This is a genomic window from Asticcacaulis taihuensis (assembly GCF_900100255.1).
Lineage (GTDB): Bacteria > Pseudomonadota > Alphaproteobacteria > Caulobacterales > Caulobacteraceae > Asticcacaulis > Asticcacaulis taihuensis.
Map to the genome: position 1 here is coordinate 758,158 of NZ_FMTS01000001.1, position 22,857 is coordinate 781,014.

General features: G+C 60.4%; 24 protein-coding genes. 12 read left to right on the plus strand and 12 right to left on the minus strand.

Features of this window, described 5'->3' with window-relative positions; translation table 11 throughout:
* Nucleotides 1-10 precede the first annotated feature (10 nt).
* Together BLO49_RS03620 and petA are read right to left on the minus strand one after the other, a co-directional pair.
* On the minus strand, nucleotides 11-1,321 hold the full coding sequence (locus BLO49_RS03620) for a cytochrome b (protein WP_090644274.1): 1,311 nt from the start codon (nucleotides 1,319-1,321) through the stop codon (nucleotides 11-13).
* Nucleotides 1,322-1,855 carry a ubiquinol-cytochrome c reductase iron-sulfur subunit gene (gene petA / locus BLO49_RS03625; RefSeq protein WP_090644277.1) on the minus strand — a complete coding sequence of 178 codons (534 nt, stop codon included), beginning with the start codon at nucleotides 1,853-1,855 and terminating at the stop codon, nucleotides 1,322-1,324.
* Between the two features lie 352 nt (nucleotides 1,856-2,207).
* Here petA and BLO49_RS03630 point away from each other — a divergent pair, with 352 nt between their 5' ends.
* Entirely contained in the window at nucleotides 2,208-2,687 is a 480-nt protein-coding gene (locus tag BLO49_RS03630) for a tRNA (cytidine(34)-2'-O)-methyltransferase (RefSeq protein ID WP_090646071.1), read from the plus strand.
* Between the two features lie 72 nt (nucleotides 2,688-2,759).
* On the opposite strand, the gene hemN is transcribed toward BLO49_RS03630, so the two are convergent.
* Nucleotides 2,760-4,157 (minus strand): oxygen-independent coproporphyrinogen III oxidase, encoded by a 1,398-nt coding sequence (hemN, locus tag BLO49_RS03635; RefSeq protein ID WP_090644279.1) that lies wholly within the window; start codon nucleotides 4,155-4,157, stop codon nucleotides 2,760-2,762.
* A 126-nt stretch (nucleotides 4,158-4,283) separates the two neighbouring features.
* On the opposite strand from hemN, the gene hemF reads away from it, so the two are divergent.
* The gene (gene hemF, locus BLO49_RS03640; RefSeq protein WP_090646073.1) at nucleotides 4,284-5,171 is read left to right on the plus strand and encodes an oxygen-dependent coproporphyrinogen oxidase; all 888 of its coding nucleotides are present in this window, start codon (nucleotides 4,284-4,286) and stop codon (nucleotides 5,169-5,171) included.
* Nucleotides 5,172-5,320: 149 nt separating this feature from the next.
* Here hemF and BLO49_RS03645 read toward each other — a convergent pair whose 3' ends face one another.
* The 6 genes from BLO49_RS03645 to BLO49_RS03670 form a co-directional block, all read right to left on the minus strand.
* On the minus strand, nucleotides 5,321-5,545 hold the full coding sequence (locus BLO49_RS03645; protein WP_245678842.1) for a YdeI/OmpD-associated family protein: 225 nt from the start codon (nucleotides 5,543-5,545) through the stop codon (nucleotides 5,321-5,323).
* On the minus strand, nucleotides 5,546-6,262 hold the full coding sequence (locus tag BLO49_RS03650; RefSeq protein ID WP_090644282.1) for a type 1 glutamine amidotransferase: 717 nt from the start codon (nucleotides 6,260-6,262) through the stop codon (nucleotides 5,546-5,548).
* Nucleotides 6,263-6,284: 22 nt separating this feature from the next.
* The gene (locus BLO49_RS03655) at nucleotides 6,285-7,514 is read right to left on the minus strand and encodes a CCA tRNA nucleotidyltransferase (RefSeq protein WP_170828190.1); all 1,230 of its coding nucleotides are present in this window, start codon (nucleotides 7,512-7,514) and stop codon (nucleotides 6,285-6,287) included.
* 30 nt (nucleotides 7,515-7,544) lie between these two features.
* Nucleotides 7,545-8,057, minus strand: coding sequence for a GNAT family N-acetyltransferase (locus BLO49_RS03660; RefSeq protein WP_245678843.1), 513 nt, complete (start codon nucleotides 8,055-8,057; stop codon nucleotides 7,545-7,547).
* 117 nt (nucleotides 8,058-8,174) lie between these two features.
* Complete coding sequence (locus BLO49_RS03665; RefSeq protein ID WP_090644290.1) at nucleotides 8,175-8,930, minus strand: enoyl-CoA hydratase; 756 nt, start codon at nucleotides 8,928-8,930, stop codon at nucleotides 8,175-8,177.
* Between the two features lie 60 nt (nucleotides 8,931-8,990).
* Nucleotides 8,991-9,881, minus strand: coding sequence for a LysR family transcriptional regulator (locus BLO49_RS03670; RefSeq protein WP_090644295.1), 891 nt, complete (start codon nucleotides 9,879-9,881; stop codon nucleotides 8,991-8,993).
* A 112-nt stretch (nucleotides 9,882-9,993) separates the two neighbouring features.
* Between BLO49_RS03670 and BLO49_RS03675 the strand changes: the two genes are divergently transcribed.
* From BLO49_RS03675 to BLO49_RS03685, 3 genes are all read left to right on the plus strand, one after another.
* Nucleotides 9,994-11,397 (plus strand): MFS transporter, encoded by a 1,404-nt coding sequence (locus BLO49_RS03675; protein ID WP_090644298.1) that lies wholly within the window; start codon nucleotides 9,994-9,996, stop codon nucleotides 11,395-11,397.
* Between the two features lie 120 nt (nucleotides 11,398-11,517).
* Nucleotides 11,518-13,002, plus strand: coding sequence for a hypothetical protein (locus BLO49_RS03680; RefSeq protein ID WP_090644300.1), 1,485 nt, complete (start codon nucleotides 11,518-11,520; stop codon nucleotides 13,000-13,002).
* Nucleotides 13,003-13,099: 97 nt separating this feature from the next.
* Nucleotides 13,100-13,933, plus strand: coding sequence for a hypothetical protein (locus BLO49_RS03685; protein ID WP_139159611.1), 834 nt, complete (start codon nucleotides 13,100-13,102; stop codon nucleotides 13,931-13,933).
* Here the strand turns inward: BLO49_RS03685 and BLO49_RS03690 are convergent.
* A complete protein-coding gene (locus BLO49_RS03690; RefSeq protein ID WP_090644306.1) occupies nucleotides 13,930-15,258 on the minus strand; it encodes a dihydroorotase in 1,329 nt (442 codons plus the stop codon). The two genes, BLO49_RS03685 and BLO49_RS03690, sit on opposite strands and share 4 nt — an antisense overlap.
* A 172-nt stretch (nucleotides 15,259-15,430) precedes the next feature.
* A complete protein-coding gene (locus BLO49_RS03695; RefSeq protein WP_090644308.1) occupies nucleotides 15,431-16,390 on the minus strand; it encodes a glycosyltransferase family 9 protein in 960 nt (319 codons plus the stop codon).
* Nucleotides 16,391-16,432: 42 nt separating this feature from the next.
* Between BLO49_RS03695 and ygfZ the strand changes: the two genes are divergently transcribed.
* The 6 genes from ygfZ (at nucleotide 16,433) to BLO49_RS03725 (ending at nucleotide 20,983) form a co-directional block, all read left to right on the plus strand.
* A complete protein-coding gene (gene ygfZ / locus BLO49_RS03700) occupies nucleotides 16,433-17,281 on the plus strand; it encodes a CAF17-like 4Fe-4S cluster assembly/insertion protein YgfZ (protein WP_090644311.1) in 849 nt (282 codons plus the stop codon).
* Between the two features lie 14 nt (nucleotides 17,282-17,295).
* Complete coding sequence (locus BLO49_RS03705; RefSeq protein ID WP_090644314.1) at nucleotides 17,296-17,880, plus strand: DNA-3-methyladenine glycosylase I; 585 nt, start codon at nucleotides 17,296-17,298, stop codon at nucleotides 17,878-17,880.
* Between the two features lie 28 nt (nucleotides 17,881-17,908).
* Nucleotides 17,909-18,436, plus strand: coding sequence for a DUF805 domain-containing protein (locus BLO49_RS03710; RefSeq protein WP_170828191.1), 528 nt, complete (start codon nucleotides 17,909-17,911; stop codon nucleotides 18,434-18,436).
* Between the two features lie 26 nt (nucleotides 18,437-18,462).
* Nucleotides 18,463-19,056: a DUF805 domain-containing protein gene (locus tag BLO49_RS03715; protein WP_170828192.1), complete on the plus strand. Its 594-nt coding sequence runs from the start codon at nucleotides 18,463-18,465 to the stop codon at nucleotides 19,054-19,056.
* Nucleotides 19,057-19,102: 46 nt separating this feature from the next.
* The gene (locus BLO49_RS03720) at nucleotides 19,103-19,708 is read left to right on the plus strand and encodes a ribonuclease HII (protein WP_090644321.1); all 606 of its coding nucleotides are present in this window, start codon (nucleotides 19,103-19,105) and stop codon (nucleotides 19,706-19,708) included.
* Nucleotides 19,709-19,864: 156 nt separating this feature from the next.
* A complete protein-coding gene (locus BLO49_RS03725) occupies nucleotides 19,865-20,983 on the plus strand; it encodes a site-specific DNA-methyltransferase (protein WP_090644324.1) in 1,119 nt (372 codons plus the stop codon).
* Nucleotides 20,984-21,038: 55 nt separating this feature from the next.
* Here BLO49_RS03725 and BLO49_RS03730 read toward each other — a convergent pair whose 3' ends face one another.
* On the minus strand, nucleotides 21,039-22,118 hold the full coding sequence (locus tag BLO49_RS03730) for an A/G-specific adenine glycosylase (RefSeq protein WP_090644326.1): 1,080 nt from the start codon (nucleotides 22,116-22,118) through the stop codon (nucleotides 21,039-21,041).
* Here BLO49_RS03730 and BLO49_RS03735 point away from each other — a divergent pair.
* Complete coding sequence (locus tag BLO49_RS03735; protein ID WP_090644329.1) at nucleotides 22,117-22,671, plus strand: DUF721 domain-containing protein; 555 nt, start codon at nucleotides 22,117-22,119, stop codon at nucleotides 22,669-22,671. The genes BLO49_RS03730 and BLO49_RS03735 overlap by 2 nt on opposite strands.
* Nucleotides 22,672-22,857: the final 186 nt, after the last annotated feature.

Here is a 22,857-nt window from a genome sequence, read left to right on the forward strand (position 1 = left end):
TTCATGTGACTTAACCCTTTTTCTTGGCGTGGGCGGCCAGGACAGCTTCGGAGATCGAGGCCGGCACGGGCAGCGGGTCTTCCTTCAGGCCGATCCACGGCATGATGATCAGGAAGAAGGCGAAATAATAGACGGCCAGAAGCTGCGACAGCCAGACGACCTTGAGGCCAAGCGGATTGCCATGCGCATCCGTGGTGATCGAGAACACCAGGTTATCCGGCAGTTGCCCGCCACACCAGCCAAGACCGATACAGGCCAGGACGAACAGGACGAAGAACCAGCGCATGACCGGACGGTAACGCATCGACTTGACCTTCGAGGTATCCAGCCACGGCAGGGCGAAGATCAGGGCGATGGCACCGAACATGGCGGTGACGCCCAGGAGCTTCGCTGGTATCGGCCCGATATCGAAGGTGATGGCGCGCAGGATGGCGTAGAAGGGCAGCATGTACCATTCGGGCACAATGTGCGACGGCGTCTGCAGCGGGTTGGCCTTCACATAGTTGTCGGCATGGCCCATGGCGTCCGGCGCAAAGAAGACGAACACAGCGAACACGATCAGGAAGAAGATCATGGCCAGGCCGTCTTTCACCGTGGCGTAGGGTGTGAACGGCAGGGTGTCTTCCTTGGACTTGATCTCGACGCCGGTCGGGTTGTTTTGGCCCACCACATGCAGCGCCCAGATATGCAGGACGACGACGCCGGCGATGACGAACGGCAGCAGGTAGTGCAGCGAGAAGAAGCGGTTCAGCGTCGGGTTATCGACCGCGAACCCGCCCTGCAGCCAGGTCAGGATCGACGGGCCGACCACCGGGATGGCGCCGATCAGGTTGGTGATGACGACCGCGCCGTAATAGGACATCTGGCCCCAAGGCAGAACGTAGCCCATGAAGGCGGTGGCAATCATCAGGAAGTAAATGATACAACCGAGCAGCCATAGGACTTCGCGCGGTGCCTTGTAGGAACCGTAATAGAGGCCGCGGAACATGTGGATATAGACGGCGAAGAAGAACATCGACGCGCCGTTGGCGTGAACATAGCGGATCAGCCAGCCATAGTTGACATCGCGCATGATGCGCTCGACGGAATCGAACGCCAGGTCGGCATTGGCCGTATAGTGCATGGCCAGGATGATGCCGGTCAGGATCTGCACGCCCAGGCAGAGCGACAGGATGCCACCGAAGGTCCACCAGTAGTTCAGGTTCTTCGGGGTCGGGTAATCAACAAAGCTGTCATAGGCCAGGCGGACGATCGGCAGGCGCGAATCCAGCCACTTTTCAATGCCGGATTTCGGCTCATAGGTCGAGGGATGATCGCTCATTTAGCCCACCTTGATCTTGGTGTCGGACAGGAAGGTGTACTCAGGCACTTCAAGATTCTTCGGCGCCGGTCCCTGACGGATGCGGCCCGACGTGTCGTATTCCGAACCGTGGCAGGGGCAGAACCAGCCGCCGTAATCACCGGTACCGAAATTGGGCACGCAGCCGAGGTGCGTACAGACGCCGATCAGCACGAGATACTGTTCATGGCCGGCCTTCACGCGTTCGGCATCGGTCTGCGGATCACGCAGGGTCTTGATATCGACCGCCTTGGCTTCGGCGATTTCCTTCTTGGTGCGATAACGAACAAAGAGCGGCTTGCCGCGCCATTTGACGACCGCCTGCATCCCTTCTTCCACCTTGGAGAGGTCGTATTCGATCGAAGCGAGCGCCAGGGTATCGGCCGCCGGATTCATCTGGCCGATCAGCGGCACCGCCACCATGGCCGCGGCGCCGACAGCCCCCGCGCCGGCTGCAATGTAGATAAAGTCACGACGATTCGGATCTTGCCCGACGTCCGTCACAGGTTCGCTCACCTTGCCACCTCTTCGTTTCTCAAGCCGGACCAGGATTTTACGCCCCGTGCCCGACACCCTCAAAAATTCTTAATCACTCATGACTGATTCCGTTAACAAAGACACGCTCTGCAACAGGCACACGCCAAGAATCCGGCACGTATATTCATACCAACTGCGTCTATAACCACAATTCCGTGACGGATACAAACCGCCAAAACACTTTTCTTGTCTAATTTTCGCCGCACTCAGGATGCTTTTCCGACAAATCGCTGCGAATGGCTTGCAGCATGGCGTTTTGCGCTGGACATTTGCCCGCCGGGGCGGTGAAAACGCCGGCACCACGCTTCCTCATCCGCAAGAGCAGACCGCAATGCGCCTGGCGCTATACCAGCCGGATATCCCGCAAAACCTTGGCGCCGCCATTCGCCTGAGCGCCGCTTTCGAGATTGATCTCGATGTCATCGAGCCGTGCGGCTTTCCGCTCGGCGACAAAGCCATCAAGCGCGCGGCCATGGATTATGGCCGCTGCGCCAAAGTGTCGCACCATGTGTCATGGTCTGCCTATCTTGATTTCCTATGGGCGGACATGCCGGCCGCGCGGCTGGTGCTATTCACCACCAAATCGGCCGAACCGGCCTATGACTTCACTTTTCGGCCTGACGATATCCTGCTGATGGGCCGCGAAAGCGCCGGTGTGCCGGATGAGGTCCATGCCCGCGCCGACGCCCGGCTGTTTATCCCGATCAGCGCCGAGGCGCGTTCGATCAATGTCATCAACGCGGCCAGCATGGCGCTGGGCGAAGCATTGCGGCAGACAAACGGCTTCCCGGTGCGCAAACACCTACCTTAAGCAAGAGATCCCACCACCCCGCCGCAAGGGCGGCGCGGTCCCCCTCCCCGACAAGCGGGGAGGTACAAGGGATCAGGCCACCCTGGAATAGCGTGCCTGGCCATCCGGCTGTTCCATATAGCGATCGAAGACCGCGCAGACATTGCGAATCAGCATCTTCAGCGGTGATTTCAGGCGCACGACCCGGCACTGGCATTCGACCACACCGAGTGCCTCCAAGGGCTTCAGGCGTTCCAGTTCGGCATCGAGCGCATTGAACGCCCTGCCGGGGCGCACGAGGATGTCGCCGATATCGGCCTCGAAATAACACATCAGCTCCGCGATCACCGCCTTGCGCACGCGGTCATCCTCCCGATAGGCCCAGCCGCGCGCCGTGGCCAGGCCGCCTTCGCGGATCAACCGTTGATAGGTGGCGCTCTGGCTAGCATTCTGCGCCAGACCTTCATCGAATTCGCTGATGGCGGAAGCGCCGAAAGCCAGCAGGCGGTCATTGGGCTGGTCGGTATAGCCCATGAAATTGCGGCGCAGGCGACGATGCTTCAACGCCACCGCCAGTCCATCCTCGGCGCAGGCGAAATGATCAATCCCGATAGGCGTATAACCGGCCGTGGTAAGGGTTTCCGTCATGCGCTCAAACAGGATCAGCTTGTGCGCGGCATCCGGCAGGGCCGTAGCGTCGATCAACCGTTGATGCTTGCGCACCCACGGCACATGGGCATAGGAAAAGCCGCTCAGCCGATCGGGATGCAGGCTTAAGGCATCGGCCAGGGTGGCGCCAAAGGCGGCTTCGTCCTGGAACGGCAGACCATAGATCAGGTCGAGCCCCAGGCCCTTGATGCCGGCCTCGCGCAGGGCATCGACGCTGGCGCGCACCACCGGCATGGGCTGAATGCGGTTGATGGCCTTCTGCACCTGCGGATCAGTATCCTGCAACCCCAGACTAACGCGATTAAACCCAAGCCCGGCATAGAGGCGCGCCATGTCCGGCGTCACCCGGCGCGGGTCCAGTTCAATCGAAATTTCGGCGTCGGCCAGGAAGACAAACCGGTCGCGCAGCACATCGAACAGCAGTTCCATGTCCTTTGCCTGGAGCAGGCCCGGCGAGCCGCCGCCGAAATGCAGGCTGTGAACGTAAGGTCGCATGGCGATCTGGCGGCTGACATGGGCGATTTCGGCAACCAGTTGATCGACATAGGCGGCGATCGCGTCATAGCGGCGCGTTATCTGGGTGTTGCAGCCGCAGAACCAGCACATCTGCTCGCAATAGGGGACGTGAATATAGAGGCCGATACTGCCGCCGGAAGAGAGACCGCGCAGCCAGTCGGCATGAATATCCGACGATAAAGGTTTGAAATGATGGGCCGAAGGATAGCTGGTGTAGCGTGGCGCCTCACGATCGAGCAGGTGACGCGGATCATGTTCCTGCCAGTTTCTCGGTGAATTGCGGGGTGAGTCAATAATAGCGGCCATGTGAATCGGCTCCCGTCCAGTGAGCCTCGGTTATACCCGACAATTTCCATGATAATTATGTGGCCTTTAGCCGCACGTCATGAAAAAGAAGTGGCCACGCGCAACACCCAGCGCTATCACGACACCATGACCCATACCGCTGCCCTCCCCGCCGAAATGCCGACTGACCGCCAGACCCAGGCCGCCGCCTGGTTTCGATCCCTGCGCGATTCGATCTGTACCGCCTTCGAGCAACTGGAGGACGAGGCCCCGGCCGCGCTTTATGGCGAGACCGCTGGCCGTTTCGAGCGCACACCGTGGAACCGCGAAGCCGGTGGTGGCGGCGAGATGTCGATCATGAAGGGCCGGCTGTTTGAGAAGGTCGGAGTGCATATTTCGACCGTCCATGGCAGTTTCTCGCCGGAATTCGCCAAGTCGATCCCCGGCGCCGATGTCGATCCGCGCTTCCATGCCACCGGCATTTCGCTGATCGCCCACATGACCAATCCGCATGTGCCGGCCGTGCATATGAATACGCGCTTCATAACCACCACGCAAAGCTGGTTTGGCGGCGGAGCCGACCTGACGCCGCTGATGGCTGCTGATCGCCATGCCGAAGCGCCTGATGCCATCGCCTTCCACAAGGCATTCAGGGAGGTGTGCGATATCGCCGATCCGGCCTATTACGAGAAGTTCAAGGCATGGTGCGAGGAATACTTCTACCTGCCCCACCGCCATGAGCCGCGCGGTGTCGGTGGCATCTTCTATGATCACCTGAACAGTGGCGACCATGCCGCTGATTTCGCCTTCACCCAGGATGTCGGCCGGGCCTTCCTCGCGGTTTATCCTGAAATCGTGCGCGGCCGCTTCAATCAATCATGGACAGAAGACGACCGAGAGGCGCAACTGATCCAGCGTGGCCGCTATGTCGAGTTCAACCTGTTGTACGACCGTGGCACGATTTTCGGCCTGAAAACAGGTGGTTACGTGTCGTCCATCATGTCGTCCATGCCGCCTGTGGTGAAGTGGCCTTAATAAATCTCCTCCCCTCAGGAAGGGGAGGTGTCGTGGCGAAGTCCATGACGCAGGGGTAAAAACCGGCGTAAGCCTTACCCTTCCGTCTCGACACGCTTCGCCTAGCAGCTTCGCTTGCTCGACACCTCCCCTGCAACAGGGGAGGAGATTTATCCTGCCCAGCGCATCTTCATATAGAGTCCGCCGGCTTTTAGCTCATCCAGCATCTGGTTGATGCGTCTGTCCCGCGTGTCGGTACGTTTGGCTTGCCCGATCCAGCCGATATAGTCGTTCTGCTGATAGGGCGGACGCGCCTGATAAGCCTCCCACAGACCATGATCATGCAGCAACTGACGAATATCGTCGGGAATTGGATGAATGTCGCGTGTCAGCAATCAAGCGCCCAAAAATTTTGAGATCGCGCCCAGCAGGTCGTGGCGTTGGCTGGGCTTTTTCAGCGTCGTCAATGCCTGATCGACCAGGGTCGGATCGATGCGAATGCCGCGGCGGCTCATCAGCAGGTCGCTAGCGAAATCCTCGCAGAATTCCGGGTGGCACTGAAAGGACAGCCCCTTGCGCTGGGTGTAGTACAGCGCGCCGTGCGGCGTGAATTCCGAACCGGCCAGCACGATGGCGTTTTCCGGCTTTTTGACCACCTGATCCTGGTGAGTGACCGCGCAGGCAATCCGCGTGGCGCCGGCGCCAGCCAGTTCCTGCCACAGGTCGTGGGCCTGAACCTCATATTCATGCAAACCAATGCCCCAGCCCTTGTGCGATTTCTCGACATGGCCGCCCCAGGCCTGCGCCATCACCTGATGGCCGAAGCAGATGCCGACGACGGGGGTTTCTGTGTTGAGTGCGCGCAACCAGTCCATCAGGGCGGCAATCCACGGATCGTCCTCATAGACACCCGCCGGCGAACCGGTAATGACCACGCCTTTCAGATTTTCATCCTGTTCAGGAAGTTCGCCTGACAGTGTCTTGAAAACCTTGAAGGAACGCCCCTCACTCGCCAAAAGCTGTGCGAACATGTCGGCATAGGTGCCGTAGGTGGCATCGAGCCCCGCGGGCGGGACGCCGGTTTCCAGAATGGCGATGTAATCGTTACGCATACTCATGATCCCCGAATGTGAATCAAGATTTGGCTTCTTTCGCAAATGCGTCAAGAGCCGCCTCAATCACGCTTTGTGAGAAATCATGATTAAGCCATTCGGTTTCCAATTGCTTAAGCGCCGCCCCCACCGCCGGCCCGGCGGATAAGCCCCGTGCGATCAGATCGGCGCCCTTTACCGGAAAAACAGGAACTTCAAGACCCGCCAGCATCTGCATGACATAGGCGACGGCGGTCGGTTCCTTGCCCTGGTGTGCGGCGGCCAGATAGACCGCATCTTCCGTGGCTTGACGACCGTGCAGGTACATCAGACGGGCAAACGGCGCGTTTTCAGCCAGGCCATCCAGCGCCCGGCCGGCATCGCGCATGCGATTATAGAGGCGCTGCGACCATTTTAGCCGCGTCTGACAGGCATGAAGCGCGGGAGCGGAAAGGCCTACACCGCTATCGATCAGGGCCATCAGGCGGATTTCCGGATCATCCGTCAGGCCGGTCACTGCCGCCAGTTCCGGCAAGGCCTCGCCGGTCGCGTGCCAGCCCGGCACCACACGCGGCATCAGCCCGTGCGCCTGCATGGCATTGAAAGCCATCAGCGGCTGCGGCAGGGCCAGGGTCTTCAGCAATTCCTGCTGTATGCGTTCGCCGGAAAGGCCGTCGATGCCCGCTTTCAGCGCCACGCAGGCCGCCAGGGAGCCCGGATCGATCTCGCGCGCATAGCCGGCGCTGAAACGAAAGAAGCGCAAAATACGCAGATAATCCTCACGGATGCGCTGTTCCGCCTCGCCGATGAAACGCACCCGGCCCGCTTCGGCGTCGGCCAGCCCCTCACCTGTCGGATCATAAACAGTGCCGTCGATATCGGCATAAAGGGCATTGAGGTAGAAATCCCGGCGCAAGGCATCCTTCGCCCAGTCGGTGGTATATTTCACCACCGCCCTGCGGCCGTCGGTCTCGACATCTTCACGTAAGCTGGTGATTTCGTAAGGTGCTCCGTCGACCACCGCCGTGATGGTGCCGAAAGCCTTGCCGGTCGGCACGCTGCGGATACCCGCAGCTTCCAGCGCGGCTTCCGTCTCATCCGGCGTCAGTTGGGTGGACAGATCGAGATCGCTGACCGGTTTTCCCATGATGAGATTACGCACACAGCCACCGACAAAGCGGACGCACGCCGCACCGCCTTTGGCTTCAAGGGCGGAAAAAACGGCGCGTGTGGCCGGGGACTTCATGTCTGGGATAAGCGGAATCGTTGTCATGACATAACCTAGACCGTCAGGCAGTTGGGATCAAATGGCCTTGCTGACGCGGCCGGTAAAGGCCAGGTCCGGCTGGCTGTAGCGGATCATCAGGCGGTTCGGGTCGACCGGCCCTGGCAGGGCGATGCCTTTTGCCTTCTCAAAACCGAAGGGCTGAAAATAGCCCGGTGTCCCGACTAGCAAAACCGCCCGCAGGCCCTTGGCCAACGCGGCTTCCACACAGGCATGGATCAGTGCCTTGCCGATGCCCTGGCCGCGGCAGGCATCATCCACGACGATGGGGCCGAGAAAAGCGATGCGCTCACACGCCTCACCTTCCCGCACATCAATCGGCCACATGCGCACACTACCCAGCAATTGCCCGCTGCGCAGGGCTACGAAACTCATATCCGGCAGAATGCGCGAACCTTCGCGCAGGCGTTCGGCCGTCTTGACATAGCGGCCCGGCCCAAAGGCGCGGTCCGTCAGTTCCAGGATGGGCTGATCCAGATCCGGCGTCTCAAGACTAATCGAAAAATCCAAGGCCAGTGCGTCCAGAGCCAACTACCCGATCCTGCTTTACAATAGATGCGGCACAATACTGGCGGCCCAATAAGACCACAGCATGACAAGGTCAATCACACACACCGCAATTATTACATCGGTTTATTTCGCCAGGGTTCATTTTGATAGAAAAGCCATGAAAGCCGCCTGCGCTTCGGGGCTCGTCAGTTGCCGGCGAAAAACCGCCCCCTCGGCCCGGATCACCTGCCACAGTTTTTCCGGATTGCGCATGAAAGCCTTGGTGTGGCGCAGGCTGGAAGGCGATAGCTTTACCAGCTTTTGCGCCATGGCCTGGGCGGCTTCACCCAGTGTGTCACGCGATACAATGCTGTTGACCAAACCCAGCTTGTGGGCGTCTTCGGCGCCGATCACCTCCCCCAGCGCCATCCAGGCGAAAGCACGTACGTGGCCGATGCGCTCGGGCAACAGCACGGTCGAGCCGGCTTCGGGAACCAGTCCCAGCTTGAGAAAAGGCAGGCTCAAGCGCACATCCTCCGCCGCCACCACCAGGTCGCAATGCAGCAGGAGAGTGACGCCCACCCCGACCGCCTGTCCCTTCACGGCAGCGATCAGTGGTTTATCGAAAAAGGTGAGCGCCTTCAGAAAGCGGAAGACCGGCAGGTTGTCATGATCGGCCGTCTCATCCTGATAGACTGGCAAATCCTGGGCGAAGTCGAGGATATCGTTGCCAGCACAGAAATCATTGCCCCCCGCTCCGATCACCACAACGCGCACCGTCTCATCGGCGGAGGCCCGCGCCAGTCCTTCCGTCAGGGCGCTATACATGGCCTTGGTCAGGGCATTCTTCTTGTGCGGCCGGTTCAGGGTGAGCTTCAGCACACCGTTATCGTGATGGCTCAGAATATCGCTCATGATCGGGTTCCCTCTTTTGGTCACCCTAGCCAAAGTTGACGCGAACGGCAACATGAAATCTTAGCTGGCGCAGACCGCGCGGATGCAGTCCCGCAGCCAGCGATGCGCCGGATCGGCGTCCATGCGCGGGTGCCACAGCAATGACACCCGAATTTCCGGCACGGATACCGGCAGGGAGAAACTGTGCATCCCCGCGCGCAGATGCAGCGTATAGCATTCGGGTACGCAGGCGATCATATCCGAGGCGCGAGCCAGGGCCAGGGCCTCTGAAAAACTGCCGACCATCACGGCGATGTCTCGCTTGAGACCGAGCGGTTCAAGAGCGTTATCGACCGGTCCCCGGTCCGCGCCCCGGCGCGAAATCAGGATATGCCGCCCGGCCGCATAGCGCGCGGCGGTTATGTCTTTCGCGTTCAGGGGATGATCGAGGCGCACCACACCGATAAAGCGGTCATGAAACAGCGCCTGCGCGCGCAACTCCGGCCCCGTATCCCCGCCGATGACGCCGGTTTCCAAGTCGACGCGGCCATCGCGCAGGGCCGAACTGTCCTTGTCCGGCTTCGGCAGAAAATGCAGCCGCACGCCCGGCGCTTCCGCATTCACCCGCGCCAGGATGGCAGCGCCAAAGGTCTCAACAAACCCTTCCCGGTTCCGCAACGTGAAGGTCCGTTCCAGGCGTTTCAGGTCCAACCCCTCGGCCGGACGCAGGACGGCTTCAACCGCTTCCACCAGTCGTCCGGTGTGTTCGCGCAGTTCCAGCGCCCGCGGCGTCGGCACCAGTCCACGCCCCGCGCGAACCAGCAACGGATCACCGGTCGTTTCCCGCAACCGGGCCAGGGCGCGGCTCATGGCGGAGGGACTCAGGCGCAGCCGTTTGGCGGCGCGCGCCACGCTGCCTTCGGTCAGCAGCACATCGAGGGTGACCAGCAGGTTGAGATCGGGGTGAGACATGCCGCACCTGTAACATAGCGCTAAACGCACGAATAGACTGCATATGATGCGCCTTCCGCCATAACAAGCCAAGAGATATCCTGCCGGCATTTAGACCTAGAAGGAAATCGCCATGTCAGCCAATCCGCAGACCCTGCCGGCCGCCGCGCGCTGGGGACTCGCCAGCCTGTCCCTGTCCATGCTGATGCCCTCCCTCGATACCAGCATCGCCAATGTCGGCCTGCCCACCCTGGCCGAGGCGTTCGGCGCCACCTTTCAAGAGGTGCGCTGGGTCGTGATCGCCTATCTGATCGCCATCACCGCACTCATTGTCAGCGCCGGACGGCTGGGCGACCTGTTCGGCCGGCGGCGCCTGCTCCTGGCCGGCATTGCCCTGTTCACCCTGACCTCACTGCTGTGCGGCACCGCCCCTGCGCTCTCATGGCTCATCGCCATGCGCGCCGCGCAAGGTCTGGGCGCGGCGATTATGATGGCGCTGACCATCGCCATGGTCAGCGAAACCGTGCCGCCGACGAGGACCGGCAGCGCCATGGGGATGCTGGGCACCATGTCCGCCATAGGCACATCGCTTGGGCCATCGCTGGGCGGCGCCCTGATCACGGCGCTGGGCTGGGAAGCCATCTTCCTGATCAATGTGCCATTGGGGGTATTGAACCTCTGGCTGGCCTGGCGTTACCTGCCCGCCGACAATATCTCCGCGAAAGCGGCATCCCAGGGCCTCGACATCAGCGGCACGCTGCTGCTCGTCATTACCCTGGCGGCCTACGCCCTGGCCCTGACGACAGCCCGTCCCGGTCTGGCCAGTGTCAGCCTGCTGAGCATTGCCGTCCTGGCCGCCGGTGGCTTTATCTATGCCGAAACCCGCGCGTCCTTTCCCCTGGTTCGGCTGACGATGTTCTGCGATCCGGCCCTGAGCGTCAGCCTCACGGTCAGCACATTGATCGCCAGCGTCATGATGGCGACCCTGGTCATCGGGCCGTTTTACCTGTCCCGGAAGCTGGGCCTTGATCCCATCAATGTCGGACTTGTGATGTCGGTAGGGCCGGTCCTGTCGGCCCTTAGCGGCGTCGTGGCCGGCCGACTGGTGGATCGTTTCGGCGCATCACACATGGTCGCCGCCGGATTGTTTGCCATGACGTTCGGCGCCGCGGGTCTGGCCGTCCTGCCTCCCCTGTTCGGCATTGCCGGTTATATCGCCGCCATCGGCCTGCTCACCCCCGGTTATCAGCTCACCCAGGCCGCCAATAATACCGCCCTGATGACGGGTGTACCGGCCGATCAGAAGGGCGTGGTTTCGGGGATGCTCAGCCTGTCGCGCAATCTGGGCCTTATCACCGGCACCGCCCTGATGGGCGCCGTTTTCGCCCTGGCATCCGGAACGGAAATCACCATCGCACAGCCGGAAGCGGTGGCCGGCGGCATGAAGGTCACCTTTTTGATGGCAGCCATCCTGATGTGCATGCCCCTGGCCATGGCGGTGCGGACCTCAAGGCTTGCCCGCAAGCAACCGGCATGACGTTGTCCATAATGCCTTGTATTCGCCACAAGCCGGCAATAAACCTATTGAAAATTAATTCGTGGCGGGGCAAACCGCGACGGTAATTTCACAGGTCGGACCAGCGGAGAGACGCCACCAATGAAAATATCTTTCGATTTCAAAAAGATGGTACAAAGGGCGCAAACCCTGGCCATCGCCCTCGGCTTGGCCATTGTCGCCAGTGCCGGCTCACATCCCGCATATGCCGAGCAAAAAAAGATCGAGTTCTCCAAGGCGGGAAAGTTCAAGGTTGACGGCGTAAAAGTCGACACAAGCGCCGCGTTCAAGATCGATCCAGCCGTCCAGGCCAAGAGCATGGCCGATATTCCAGCCATTATCGCCCTGGCCAAAATCGATTGTGATCCGGTCGACGCCTACCTGATGGGCCCTACTGAATTTGCCAAGGATGACGGCACCAAGGTCAAGGGCCAACTCTACGAAGTGGCCTGCAAGACCGGCCCTGGCTTCATCATCACCAGCATTTCCCCCACCGAAGTGGGGCAGGCCTTCACCTGTTCGCTGGCCGCCAAGCTGCAGGCCACGCGTCCCGACTCCATCCTGTGCGTCCTTCCGGAAAACAAGCCGCACTACGCATGGCTCACTGCAATCGTCCAGCCGTACCTGCCCGGCTGCCAGATCAGCGATGCCCGCGTGATCGGCTCGACCTCGACCGAACCGCTGATCGATCGCTATGAAGTCGGCTGCGGCGCGCAAGCCGGCGGCATCATCGACTACGCCCAGCTCGGCGCCAAGGCGCCGACAGAATTCAAGAGCTGTCTCGTGGTCGATGGCACCAGTTCCGCCTGTCAGTTCACGACAAAGGAACAGACAATGGCCGTGCTTAAGCCCGTCGCTACTACGGCTGACAAGGACTGCCAAGTCAACAATGTCCGCTTCGTCGGGGTCAACAAAGAAAACGATGGTATGTTCTATGAATTCGGCTGCACCAACAAGCCCGGCTTCATAGCCCTGACCAAGCTCGACAACACCTTTGAACGTAGTATTACCTGCGCCAGCGCGGCCGGTCTGGGCGGCTGCAAATTCACGGACGCCGGCGTGGCGGCGGCTGATGCCAACGGCACCTATTCGGCGCTTCTGGGCAAGGCCGGCTTCCCCTGCACGGTCACGGACTACAATGTCGTCGGCACACAGGAACAGACCAAGCGCGACTATGTCGAGTTCAAGTGCAAGGAACAGCCCTGGGGCCTGATCGGCTTCGTACCGCAGCCGGGCAGCACCGCCGGAGTGCGCGTCAATGACTGCTTCATCGACCAAACCAGCCGCAAAAACTGCACCTTCGTTACCGAAACGCAGTTGCGCGCACAGATCGACAAGCTGATCAAGGTTGCCCAACCGGGCAAGGACTGCGATGTCAGCGACGTTCGTTACATTGGTGAATCCGATGGCATCGAAGGCGCCGTCATCGTCGAAATCGCGTGCAGCAACAAGCGCGGTTATATTGCTATCATCGCTCCCAACCGCAACAGTATTGCCGATTCGACGCCGTGCAAAATCGCCAAGTCGCACAACGATCCGGTTCAATGCACGATCGCCGGCAACGGCACCTATTCTTCGGCAGACTAACCGTCTAAGAAACTGAACAGGCCCGCGGGGTTACGGCCTCGCGGGCCTTTTTCATGCCGATTTGTTGCGGTAATGGCTGGAGGCGATGGAGACGATGATGAGACTATGGATGGTAGTGGCCGCGTTTCCCCTGATCCTACTGGGCGGCTGCGATCTCTTCACAAAGCCGGAGGCAGGCCCCACCTATGCCCTCCCCGCCCCTGCGGCTAAAGGCGAGGTCCAGCTTTATCCAGCCGCAGATCCGAAGGCGACGCGGCCCTCGGTCCAGGTCCGCGCCGGCGATTGCGACAAGGAGACGTGCGAAATCCTGGAGGGGAAAAAATGGCACCCCTTACAGCGGGCGGATGCCATGGGGCTTCCCTATCTCTCGGTCATTATGCCCACCGGCTCGGTCTACAGTCCCGACCTCTGGCGGCCGGTCGGCACCGGCGGGCGTTATGTTCTGGTCAGCCCCGCCGGTTTCGATGGCATCCAGCGTGGCCTGTTCGATGGCCTGCGTATCGGTGTACAGGCGGCAAGCCTTGCCACCTATTTCACCGCCTATTCGGTTGAAAATGCCGCCACGCTCAAGGCGTTGGGCCTGTGTACCCGTGACATGGCGGTCGATTCCGGCGATCCGCTCAAGGCCAATTGCGCCCAGAAGGTCGGCAGCGACCGCTATGTCCTGCCGGTCAATGGCGAGGTCGCCATCGCCGGCGACAAGGCCTGGCTGTTGCAGCGCCGCCCCGATCGTTCGGCCAATCTCGTCGACCTGTTCGCCCTGCCGCGCGGCGCACCTGTCTGTCTGCCGGGCCTGATCATAGATACCGAAGGCACATGGATGGGCACACCCGACCAAGCATTGTCACCCGATCTGTTCGTCTCCCGCGCCCGTCCCTCGCCGGAATACGAGGCACATAAGGTGAAGCTCTTAAAGGCGTGCGCCGTTTAAAGCGACTCCATAAAACGACAGGACTCGCCCAGTGACGGCCTGACGATCTCGTCATCACGCATGACCACCTTGCCGCGGATAATGGTCGCTTTCGGCCAGCCGGTGACCTCCAGCCCATCAAACGGCGTCCAGCCGGAGCGCGTGCGCATGTCGGCATGGCGCAGCACACGCTTGTGGTTCAGGTCAACCAGGGTGACATCGCCGTCATAGCCTTCGGCCATGCGCCCCTTGCCCGCCACGCCGAAGACGCGCTGAGCGCCCGCCGAGGTCAGGTCCACCAGCCGTTCCAGCGACATCCGCCCGTGGGCCACATGGTCCAGCATCACCGGCAGCAGTGTCTGGACGCCAGGCATCCCCGACGGTGAGGCCGGATAGGGCTTGGCCTTTTCTTCCAGGGTGTGCGGTGCGTGATCGGACCCCAAAACGTCGGCGATACCGCCATTGATGCCATGCCACAAGCCATCGACATGATACTGGTCGCGGATCGGCGGATTCATCTGGGCCAGCCCCTTCAGGCGCTCATAGGCTTCCGGCGCCACCAGGGTGAGGTGCTGCGGCGTGATCTCGACCGTAGCGATGTCCTTGTTTTCCGACAGGAAATCGATCTCTTCCTTCGTTGTCACATGAAGAACGTGAATGCGCTTGCCGGCCTCGCGCGCCAGACGGACCAGACGGTGCGTCGACTGGATGGCCGACTGGGCGTCGCGGACGAAATCATGGCTCGTCCAGTCGCCTTCGCGCGCCAGCGGGCGGCGTTCGGCCAGGCGGTATTCATCCTCGGAATGGAAAGTGGCGCGACGATTGACATTGGCCAGCACCTTGGCCACGCCCTCGTCATCGGCAATCAGCAGCGTGCCTGTGGAGGCCCCCATGAACACCTTGACGCCGCAACACCCCTTGAGGCGCTCCAGTTCCCCCAGTTCATGAACGTTTTCATGCGTGCCGCCGACATAGAAGGCATAATCGCAGTGCATCCGGTGATGGGCGCGCTTCAGCTTGTCGGCGAAGGCTTCGGCATTGGTGGTGGTCGGGTTGGTATTCGGCATCTCGAACACCGCCACGACCCCGCCCATGACGGCAGCCTGGGCACCGGTCTCTAAGTCTTCCTTCCATTCGAGGCCGGGCTCGCGGAAGTGGACCTGTGTATCGATCACGCCCGGCATGGCCAGCAGGCCGGTGGCGTCGAAAATCTCACCCGCCGACGCCTGCGACAGGTCGCCAAAGGCGGCAAACTTGCCAGCCGTGATGCCGATATCGCCCTTGCCCCGCCCGGCATGATTGATGATATCGGCATTACGAATGATCAGGTCAAAATTACGGGGCATGGCGGCGATCCTTTAGAGCGCAATCCGATAAAGTGGAAACCACTTTTCGGATAAATTGCGCGACAAAACAAAAGACTAGAGCGGGCGTTTTGCTTTCATCAAAACGCATCCCGCTCTACTCAAATCAGTGGGCGGACAGTAGACCTCGGATACCATCAAGTGAAGCGAAACTTCACCCTGCGATCTCTCTTTCGATGACGGCCGCCACATGATCGATCGTCAGGTCGAGCATGTGACAGACATTCTGTTTGAGCTTTGGGTCAACCATCTGGATATCCGCCAGAGTGCGCGGTCCGCGAATGGCCAAGACATGGCCGCCGATCGGGGCCTCGGCTTCATCCGACGGCCCGAACAGGCCAAAGGCGGGAATGCCGGCGGCGGCGGCCAGATGCAGCCACATCTCGTCATTACCGACAAACAGGACAGCCTGACGCATGGCGGCATAGGCATTGAGTTCGGCGATTTCCCCGCCGACCTCCATAACCTGGGCGCGCGGCGTCGCCATGCGCAGGGCCTGCAGGGTGTCGCGCTCGGCCTCGGAACCGACAATCAGCAGGCGATGGCTGGCGAAGGCCCCCTCTTCCCGCATCAACCGCGTCGCCAGGACGGCAAACCGCTCCGTCGGCCAGCGCCTTCCCAGCCACCCGGCGCCCGGCGCCATGACGATCATCGGCCCGGTTTCGCGGCCACTATCGATCAGGCTGCGCGTCTGCGCTTCGCGTCGCGGCGATACGCGCAAAGACGGCATGATTTCCAGCGGATCGAGTTTCAGCTTGGCGGCGATCTGTTCCAACACACCGGCGCTGTCATTCGGATTGAGCGTAAAGCGCGTTTTCGCCTTCATCATGCGCGAAATCAGGGTCGGACCGATATCGACACACAGCCCCCATCTACGCCGGCTGAGTTCACTCAGACCATGCAGCGACTTCAGCTTAAATAAGGCGCCGTCAAAGGCTTGTAACTCGTCGATCAAGTCGTCATCTTGGAACAGCACGGCCGAGGCTTGCGTTGTCGCCAGCGTGATCCGGGCATGGGGAATTTCCGCTTTCAGGCGGGCGATGAGACCACTTAAGCCCAGGGCCTTGGACGGTTCGCACAGGGCCAGCAAAAGAATCGGAAATTCACCTGTCATGCGCCATACTTAATTCCTGAGACGATCATAACAAGACCCATCATGACCACAGCTTCCGTTACCGCCCTGCCCCACCGCGCCCTGATCGCCGTTTCCGGCCCGGACTGGGCAAGGTTTCTCAAAGGGCTCTGCACCGCCCATATCGACAATATCGTCGAGCAAACGGCCAGGGGCGAATTTCATAGGCTGCATTACGGGGCTTTTTTGCGGCCCCAGGGCAAGATGATCTGTGACGTGCTGCTCCATGCGGTCTCTGCTGACGAAATCTGGCTGGACGTGCCGCTATCCGAACGCGATGACCTGCTGGCCAAACTCAACATGTACAGGCTGCGCGCCCAGGTGACGATCACGGCGCTCGATCATCCGGTCTGCGTGGCTTTCGGCGGCGACCTTCCTGAAGGCTTCATGATCGATCCACGCGGATCAATCATTGATGCGCCGTTTGGGTTCGCCTATGCGTCGCAAACCGCGACCGCCCTGCCTGACGACTGGCGCACCTTCCGCTATGCCCACAGTCTGGCCGAAGCCGGCACGGATTTCGGCCCGGACGATCTCTACGCCATCGATGCCAATCTCGACCTGCTGGCCGCCATTGACTTCCACAAGGGCTGCTATGTCGGGCAGGAGCTGACTTCGCGCATGAAGCGTCGCGGCCAGATCAAGAATCGCATATTGGGCTTCGACTATATCGGCGAAGCCCCTGCAGCGGGCACCGAAATTCTCAATATTGATAAACGCGCCGGCGAGGTGCTGGCCACCGCGCAAGGTCATGGTTTGGCCCTGATGCGGATTGACCGCCGCGAGGGCGCCCTTACTGCCGAAGGCAGGCCGGTTTCTCTGAATATCCCGGCCTGGATTGCGCCAGCCCTGCCCGAAATCACCACCGAATAAAGAGGACCGCCTTCATGTGCGACAAGGCACGCTGCCCCTGGCCCAAGACCGATCCGCTCTACTGCGCCTATCATGACGAGGAGTGGGGCGTGCCGGAATACGACCCGCGCGCCCTGTGGGAAAAACTGGTGCTCGATGGCTTCCAGGCCGGCCTGTCGTGGATCACCATCCTGCGCAAGCGCGATGCCTTCCGCGCAGCCTTCGCCGGCTTCGATCCGGAAAAGGTGGCCCGCTTCGGCGACGCCGATATCGAGCGCCTGATGAACGATCCCGGCATTGTCCGTTCGCGCGCCAAGATCGTTTCGGCCGTTGAGAGCGCCCGCATCACGCTCGACCTGCGTGAAAAAGGCACGAATTTCACCGACTTTATCTGGGCTATCCAGGGCCACAAACCGATCACCAACCACTATGACTGGGGCGAAATCCCCACCGAAACCAAAACCTCACAGGAAATGGCCAAGCTTTTGAAAAGCAAAGGTTATAAGTTCTGCGGCCCGGTCATTGTTTATGCCTTCATGCAGGCGGTCGGCATGGTCAACGACCATACGACGGCATGTTTCCGTCACGCCGAGATTGCGGATATGGCGAAAACGCGATAGCTTCCGTTCAAATTATCCGGGGGACGCCATGGAACTGATGTTTCAACCACTAAAGCGCTATGTCGATTTTAACGGCCGCTCCCGCCGTACCGAATTCTGGCTGTGGTTTTTGTTCCAGATGATCGCCAGCCTGGTGTTCAGCATCCTCAAATCGGTAATAGGCAACACAGCCGAATTGCTGAATTTCCTTTTTTCGCTGGCCATCCTTCTTCCGACCCTGGCTGTTGGCGTGCGCCGCTTTCATGACATCAACCGTACCGGCTGGTGGATCGTCTTCCCGCTGGCCGTCCTGATCGTCGCTCTGATTGTCTTCTTTTCAGTCAGCGGCGGGGCCTTCATCAACAACTTGAAGTCCTTTTCGGATATTGGTCCTAACCCCACACCGGACCAGGCCATGGCTATCATGACAGCTCTAACGCCCATGTGGTGGGTCTTTTTAGCCTGGTTCGCAGCTTCGCTCGTTACATTCGTTTTCAATGTAATGGACGGCACGCCCGGCCCGAACCGTTTTGGCCCCGATCCAAAAGGCCGGGGCGGCGATACGAGTGTGTTCTGATCAATTGATAAATGGGGGTTTTTTCGATGTCCAATGTGCCTTTGATTTTCCAGCCGCTTGTTAAATATGTCGATTTCCAGGGTCGTGCCCGGCGATCGGAATTCTGGCTGTGGGTGCTTTTCCGCATTGCCGTCGGCATGGTGATGGGCACGGTAATGACCAGTGTCATGTTCACAGGCATGAACTTTCAGAATCCCGATCCCTCCCAGTTCATGGGGCGCTATTTCTCGGTCATGCCGCTGATGCAGATTGTGAACCTGGGTCTGTTGCTGCCCAGCATCGCGGTGGCCGTGCGGCGCCTGCACGACATAAATCGTACCGGCTGGTGGTACATCATGCCGATCGTCGTTGCTTTTGTCGGCATGATCCTGTTTTTCATCTTTTTTGGCACACAGATATTCAACCTGATAGGCAACAACGGCAATATGACCGACCAGCAATCCATGCAGTTTGTTTTCAGCATGTTCGGGTCGATGTTCCTTTGCCTGTTTCTGCCCATCCTGATCGCCGAAATCGTCATGTTCGTCTTCTACGTCACCGACGGCACCCCGACGACCAACCGCTTCGGTCCCGACCCAAAGGGCCGCGGCGTTCAGGCCACCCCTGAAAGCGTATTTTGATTGAAGCCCGCGAGACAACGGCCACAAATCGCGGTATGAGCGATTCATGGCCGATCTCAGCTTTGAATCCACCCTTGCCGGGCTAATCTGCGGCGTCGACGAAGCCGGGCGCGGTCCGTGCGCCGGTCCGTTGTGCGTGGCCGCCGTCATTCTCGATCCGGCGCGAATTCCTGAAGGCATAGACGATTCCAAGGCCCTGACAGAAAAGCGCCGTTTCGAACTGGAGCCTCTGATCAAGGAATCCGCTATCTGCTGGTCGGTGATCACCATGACGGTGGAAGAGATCGACTGCATGAATATCCTGGCCGCCACCATGGAAGGCATGAAGCGCGCGGTCGAGGCACTGACCCCTTGCGCCGAGCACGCCCTGATCGATGGCAACCGCTGCCCGAAACTGACCATCCCCTCCACGCCGCTTGTCGGCGGCGACGCCCGTTCGCTTTCCATTGCTGCCGCCTCGATCCTGGCCAAGACGGCGCGCGATCGCATCATGATCGAGATGGATATCGTCTATCCCGTCTATGGGTTCAAAAAGCACAAGGGCTATCAGGCCGAAGCGCACCTGGAGGCTTTGCGGCTACACGGCCCCTCACCGATCCACCGTACAAGCTGGGCCACGATCCGCGAGCTGAGCTGGGGCGAAAGCGCCTGATCCGCGCAAAAAGTGAGTCTTTTCGGACTCATTCCCAAAAAAGCGAATCGGCCGATTCGACAGTATGGTTAATTTAACACCTTGTTAAACACAAACCGATTCTAGTCATTGGATTCAGGGACTTAACCTCCCTCCAGTGTCAGAAGGATCTTCGTCTTGCGCAAATCGACCGCCATCAAACTCCCGTCCGTTCCGCAGGCGCCCCTCAAGCTCGACACTATCCATCTGGGCGAGTGCATCGAGGTGCTGAAGACCCTGCCCGACGCCTCGGTCGATCTCGTCTTCGCCGATCCGCCCTATAATCTCCAGCTCGGCGGCGACCTGCTGCGCCCGGACAATTCCAAGGTCGATGCGGTCGATGACGAGTGGGACCAGTTCGCCAGCTTCGAAGCCTATGACAAGTTCACGCGCGAATGGATGCGCGAATGCCGCCGCGTGTTGAAAGACGACGGCGCCATCTGGGTCATCGGCTCCTATCACAACATCTTCCGCCTGGGTGTCGCCATGCAGGACATGGGCTTCTGGGTGATGAACGACGTCATCTGGCGCAAGGCCAACCCGATGCCGAACTTCAAGGGAACGCGCTTCACCAATGCCCACGAAACCCTGATCTGGGCCACCAAGGCCAAGGGCCAGAAGCGCTACACTTTCAATTACGACGCGCTGAAGGCGTTCAACGAAGATACCCAGATGCGTTCCGACTGGTCGATCCCGCTCTGCACCGGTGATGAGCGCCTGAAGGATGAGAACGGCAACAAGGCCCACCCGACGCAAAAGCCAGAAGCCCTGCTCTACCGCGTCCTGCTGGCCTGCACCAAGCCCGGCCACGTCGTGCTTGATCCCTTCTTCGGCACCGGCACAACCGGCGCGGCCGCCAAGCGCCTGGGCCGCCACTTTATCGGCATCGAGCGCGAGGAAGCCTATCGCAAGGTGGCCAGCGAACGCATTGCCCGCGTCATCCCCGCCACCGCCGAAGACCTGGCCGTCATGGGCTCCAAGAAGGCCGAGCCGCGCGTGCCCTTTGGCGCCGTCGTCGAGGCCGGCCTGCTCCAGCCGGGCGATATTCTTTACACACCCAAGGGCGACAAGACCGCGCGCGTCCGCGCCGATGGCTCGCTGGTTCACGGTGAATTAAGCGGCTCGATCCACAAGATGGGCGCCATGATGGAACAGGCTCCGGCCTGCAATGGCTGGACCTACTGGCGCTTCAAGACCGACGCCGGCCTCAAGCCGATCGATGACCTGCGCTCACGCATCCGCGCCGACATGAACTAGGGGCAAGCCCCTAGAACCATAAGTTTAACAGCGCGGACGGCAAAGTCCGCGCTTTTTAGTCGAACAATCCGGGTGCGACAGGCTTCATCTTCAACGCCTTGGCGAAGACCGTCGGCAGGACTTTTTCGCTGACAGGCAGAAGCTGGAAGCTGTTGTTCCTGCGCAGGAAATCGCACACTGACTCATCTGAAACCTGCGCGCGCCAAACCTCCTGTGTTAGGGCAAAATGGGTGAAGACGTGCTCATAGCTGCCAATGACCTCAAATGGCGCTGAAAGCGGCGGCGTGATTTCCTCCGTGCGGTAAGGCTCCGATCGCCACTCCGTGTGCGGCAGGCCCAGCATACCACCAAGCAATCCTTTGTCGGCACGGCGTTCCACCAGTACGTCATCACCCGACTGAATGACAAATACCACACCATAACGGCGCGGCTTGGGCGCCTTGGCCAGCTTGACCGGAAAGCGTTCCTGTTCGCCGCGCGCCCTGGCCACGCAGGCTTCCGCAAGTGGGCAGCCACCACAAACCGGTGATTTCGGGCGGCAGATCAAAGTCGCCATATCCATCAGGGCCTGCGGCCAGTCACCGGCGCGATCGTCATTTACCCATTGCGCGGCCGCCTCTCGTACCTGCGGCTTGGCGGCCGGCATCGGCGTTTCGATGGCATAGAGCCGCGTCATGACGCGTTCGATATTGCCATCCACCACATTGGCCGCGTGCCCGAAGGCGATGGCCGCCACCGCCGCCGAGGTATAGGGGCCAAAGCCCGGCAGCTTCAGCAACTCAGTCTCATCCGCCGGGAAAACGCCGCCGTGACCGCGCACCACGGTCCGGGCGCATTCCAGCAGCTTGCGGGCGCGGGCGTAATAGCCAAGCCCTGCCCATTCGGCCATGACGCGGCCATCCTCGGCGGCGGCGAGATCGCGCAGCGTCGGCCAAAGCCTGAGAAACTTCTCATAATAGGGTGCGGCGTGCGGCACGGTCGTCTGCTGGAGCATGACCTCGGACAGCCAGACGCGGTAAGGATCGCGTTCGCCCTGTCTCCACGGCAGCTTGCGGCCATGCGTGTCGTACCAGACCAGCAGACCGGCTCTTAAGGAGGCGACAAGTGCCTTGTCCTTCAGTATAATCCCGCTCATGAAACGTCCGCTGCCATCCCTTGAAGACTCGCTCCGCATCCTGCGCACGACTCACACCCGGCGTATGCCTAAGCCACCGCCGCCGGTAAAGAAGCAGGTTCAGCCGCTGCTGAAAAGCCTGCAGGCGCGCTTTGAGCAGATGGACGACGGGTCCGGCAAGCTGAAAAACCGCTGGACCGAGATCGCCGGCGAGGCTCTGGCCAAATTGTGCGAACCCGTCCGCATCATCAAGGGCCGCGCGCATGGGGCCGGCGCCCTGGAAATCCGCGTCATGGGAGCCTACGCGCCGCTGGTCCAGCATCAGTCCACCACCCTGATTGACCGGATCAATCTTTTCCTCGGCGCGAAGACCATCGATAAGCTGCGGATCATCCAGGGGCCGCTGACCCAGGCGCCGAAAAAGCCGCAATATGCCCGTCCTAAGCCCCTTTCCGCTCAGGAAGAACTGGCACTCCAGCAATCCTTGAGCGATGTGGCGGATGAGAAGCTGAAAAAGTCCCTGCTTCAGCTTGGCCGGTCTGTTCTGAAACGCGAGAACATGAAGTCATCCTAGAGCTCAATCGCCGCCAATCTACTTTAAAGAACGGCTTTTCCTCGCACCAGCTCGGGCGGCCGTTGGCCTTGCCGAAATTCAAAAAGAATTTCGGAACAGCGCAATAATTCGCAAAACACAAATGCCATATTTACAGCGCAATCGAACGCTTTAAAAAGGCACAGACTCTAAGGGTGCGAGTCCTTT

Excerpts from the sequence above, each read along its gene's own strand:
- BLO49_RS03620 (WP_090644274.1), bottom strand. The coding sequence starts at position 1,321 with ATGAGCGATCATCCCTCGACCTATGAGCCGAAATCCGGCATTGAAAAG.
- BLO49_RS03630 (WP_090646071.1), top strand. The coding sequence starts at position 2,208 with ATGCGCCTGGCGCTATACCAGCCGGATATCCCGCAAAACCTTGGCGCC.
- hemN (WP_090644279.1), bottom strand. The coding sequence starts at position 4,157 with ATGGCCGCTATTATTGACTCACCCCGCAATTCACCGAGAAACTGGCAG.
- hemF (WP_090646073.1), top strand. The coding sequence starts at position 4,284 with ATGACCCATACCGCTGCCCTCCCCGCCGAAATGCCGACTGACCGCCAG.
- BLO49_RS03650 (WP_090644282.1), bottom strand. The coding sequence starts at position 6,262 with ATGCGTAACGATTACATCGCCATTCTGGAAACCGGCGTCCCGCCCGCG.
- BLO49_RS03655 (WP_170828190.1), bottom strand. The coding sequence starts at position 7,514 with ATGACAACGATTCCGCTTATCCCAGACATGAAGTCCCCGGCCACACGC.
- BLO49_RS03665 (WP_090644290.1), bottom strand. The coding sequence starts at position 8,930 with ATGAGCGATATTCTGAGCCATCACGATAACGGTGTGCTGAAGCTCACC.
- BLO49_RS03670 (WP_090644295.1), bottom strand. The coding sequence starts at position 9,881 with ATGTCTCACCCCGATCTCAACCTGCTGGTCACCCTCGATGTGCTGCTG.
- BLO49_RS03675 (WP_090644298.1), top strand. The coding sequence starts at position 9,994 with ATGTCAGCCAATCCGCAGACCCTGCCGGCCGCCGCGCGCTGGGGACTC.
- BLO49_RS03680 (WP_090644300.1), top strand. The coding sequence starts at position 11,518 with ATGAAAATATCTTTCGATTTCAAAAAGATGGTACAAAGGGCGCAAACC.
- BLO49_RS03685 (WP_139159611.1), top strand. The coding sequence starts at position 13,100 with ATGAGACTATGGATGGTAGTGGCCGCGTTTCCCCTGATCCTACTGGGC.
- BLO49_RS03690 (WP_090644306.1), bottom strand. The coding sequence starts at position 15,258 with ATGCCCCGTAATTTTGACCTGATCATTCGTAATGCCGATATCATCAAT.
- BLO49_RS03695 (WP_090644308.1), bottom strand. The coding sequence starts at position 16,390 with ATGACAGGTGAATTTCCGATTCTTTTGCTGGCCCTGTGCGAACCGTCC.
- ygfZ (WP_090644311.1), top strand. The coding sequence starts at position 16,433 with ATGACCACAGCTTCCGTTACCGCCCTGCCCCACCGCGCCCTGATCGCC.
- BLO49_RS03705 (WP_090644314.1), top strand. The coding sequence starts at position 17,296 with ATGTGCGACAAGGCACGCTGCCCCTGGCCCAAGACCGATCCGCTCTAC.
- BLO49_RS03710 (WP_170828191.1), top strand. The coding sequence starts at position 17,909 with ATGGAACTGATGTTTCAACCACTAAAGCGCTATGTCGATTTTAACGGC.
- BLO49_RS03715 (WP_170828192.1), top strand. The coding sequence starts at position 18,463 with ATGTCCAATGTGCCTTTGATTTTCCAGCCGCTTGTTAAATATGTCGAT.
- BLO49_RS03720 (WP_090644321.1), top strand. The coding sequence starts at position 19,103 with ATGGCCGATCTCAGCTTTGAATCCACCCTTGCCGGGCTAATCTGCGGC.
- BLO49_RS03735 (WP_090644329.1), top strand. The coding sequence starts at position 22,117 with ATGAAACGTCCGCTGCCATCCCTTGAAGACTCGCTCCGCATCCTGCGC.
- BLO49_RS03730 (WP_090644326.1), bottom strand. The coding sequence starts at position 22,118 with ATGAGCGGGATTATACTGAAGGACAAGGCACTTGTCGCCTCCTTAAGA.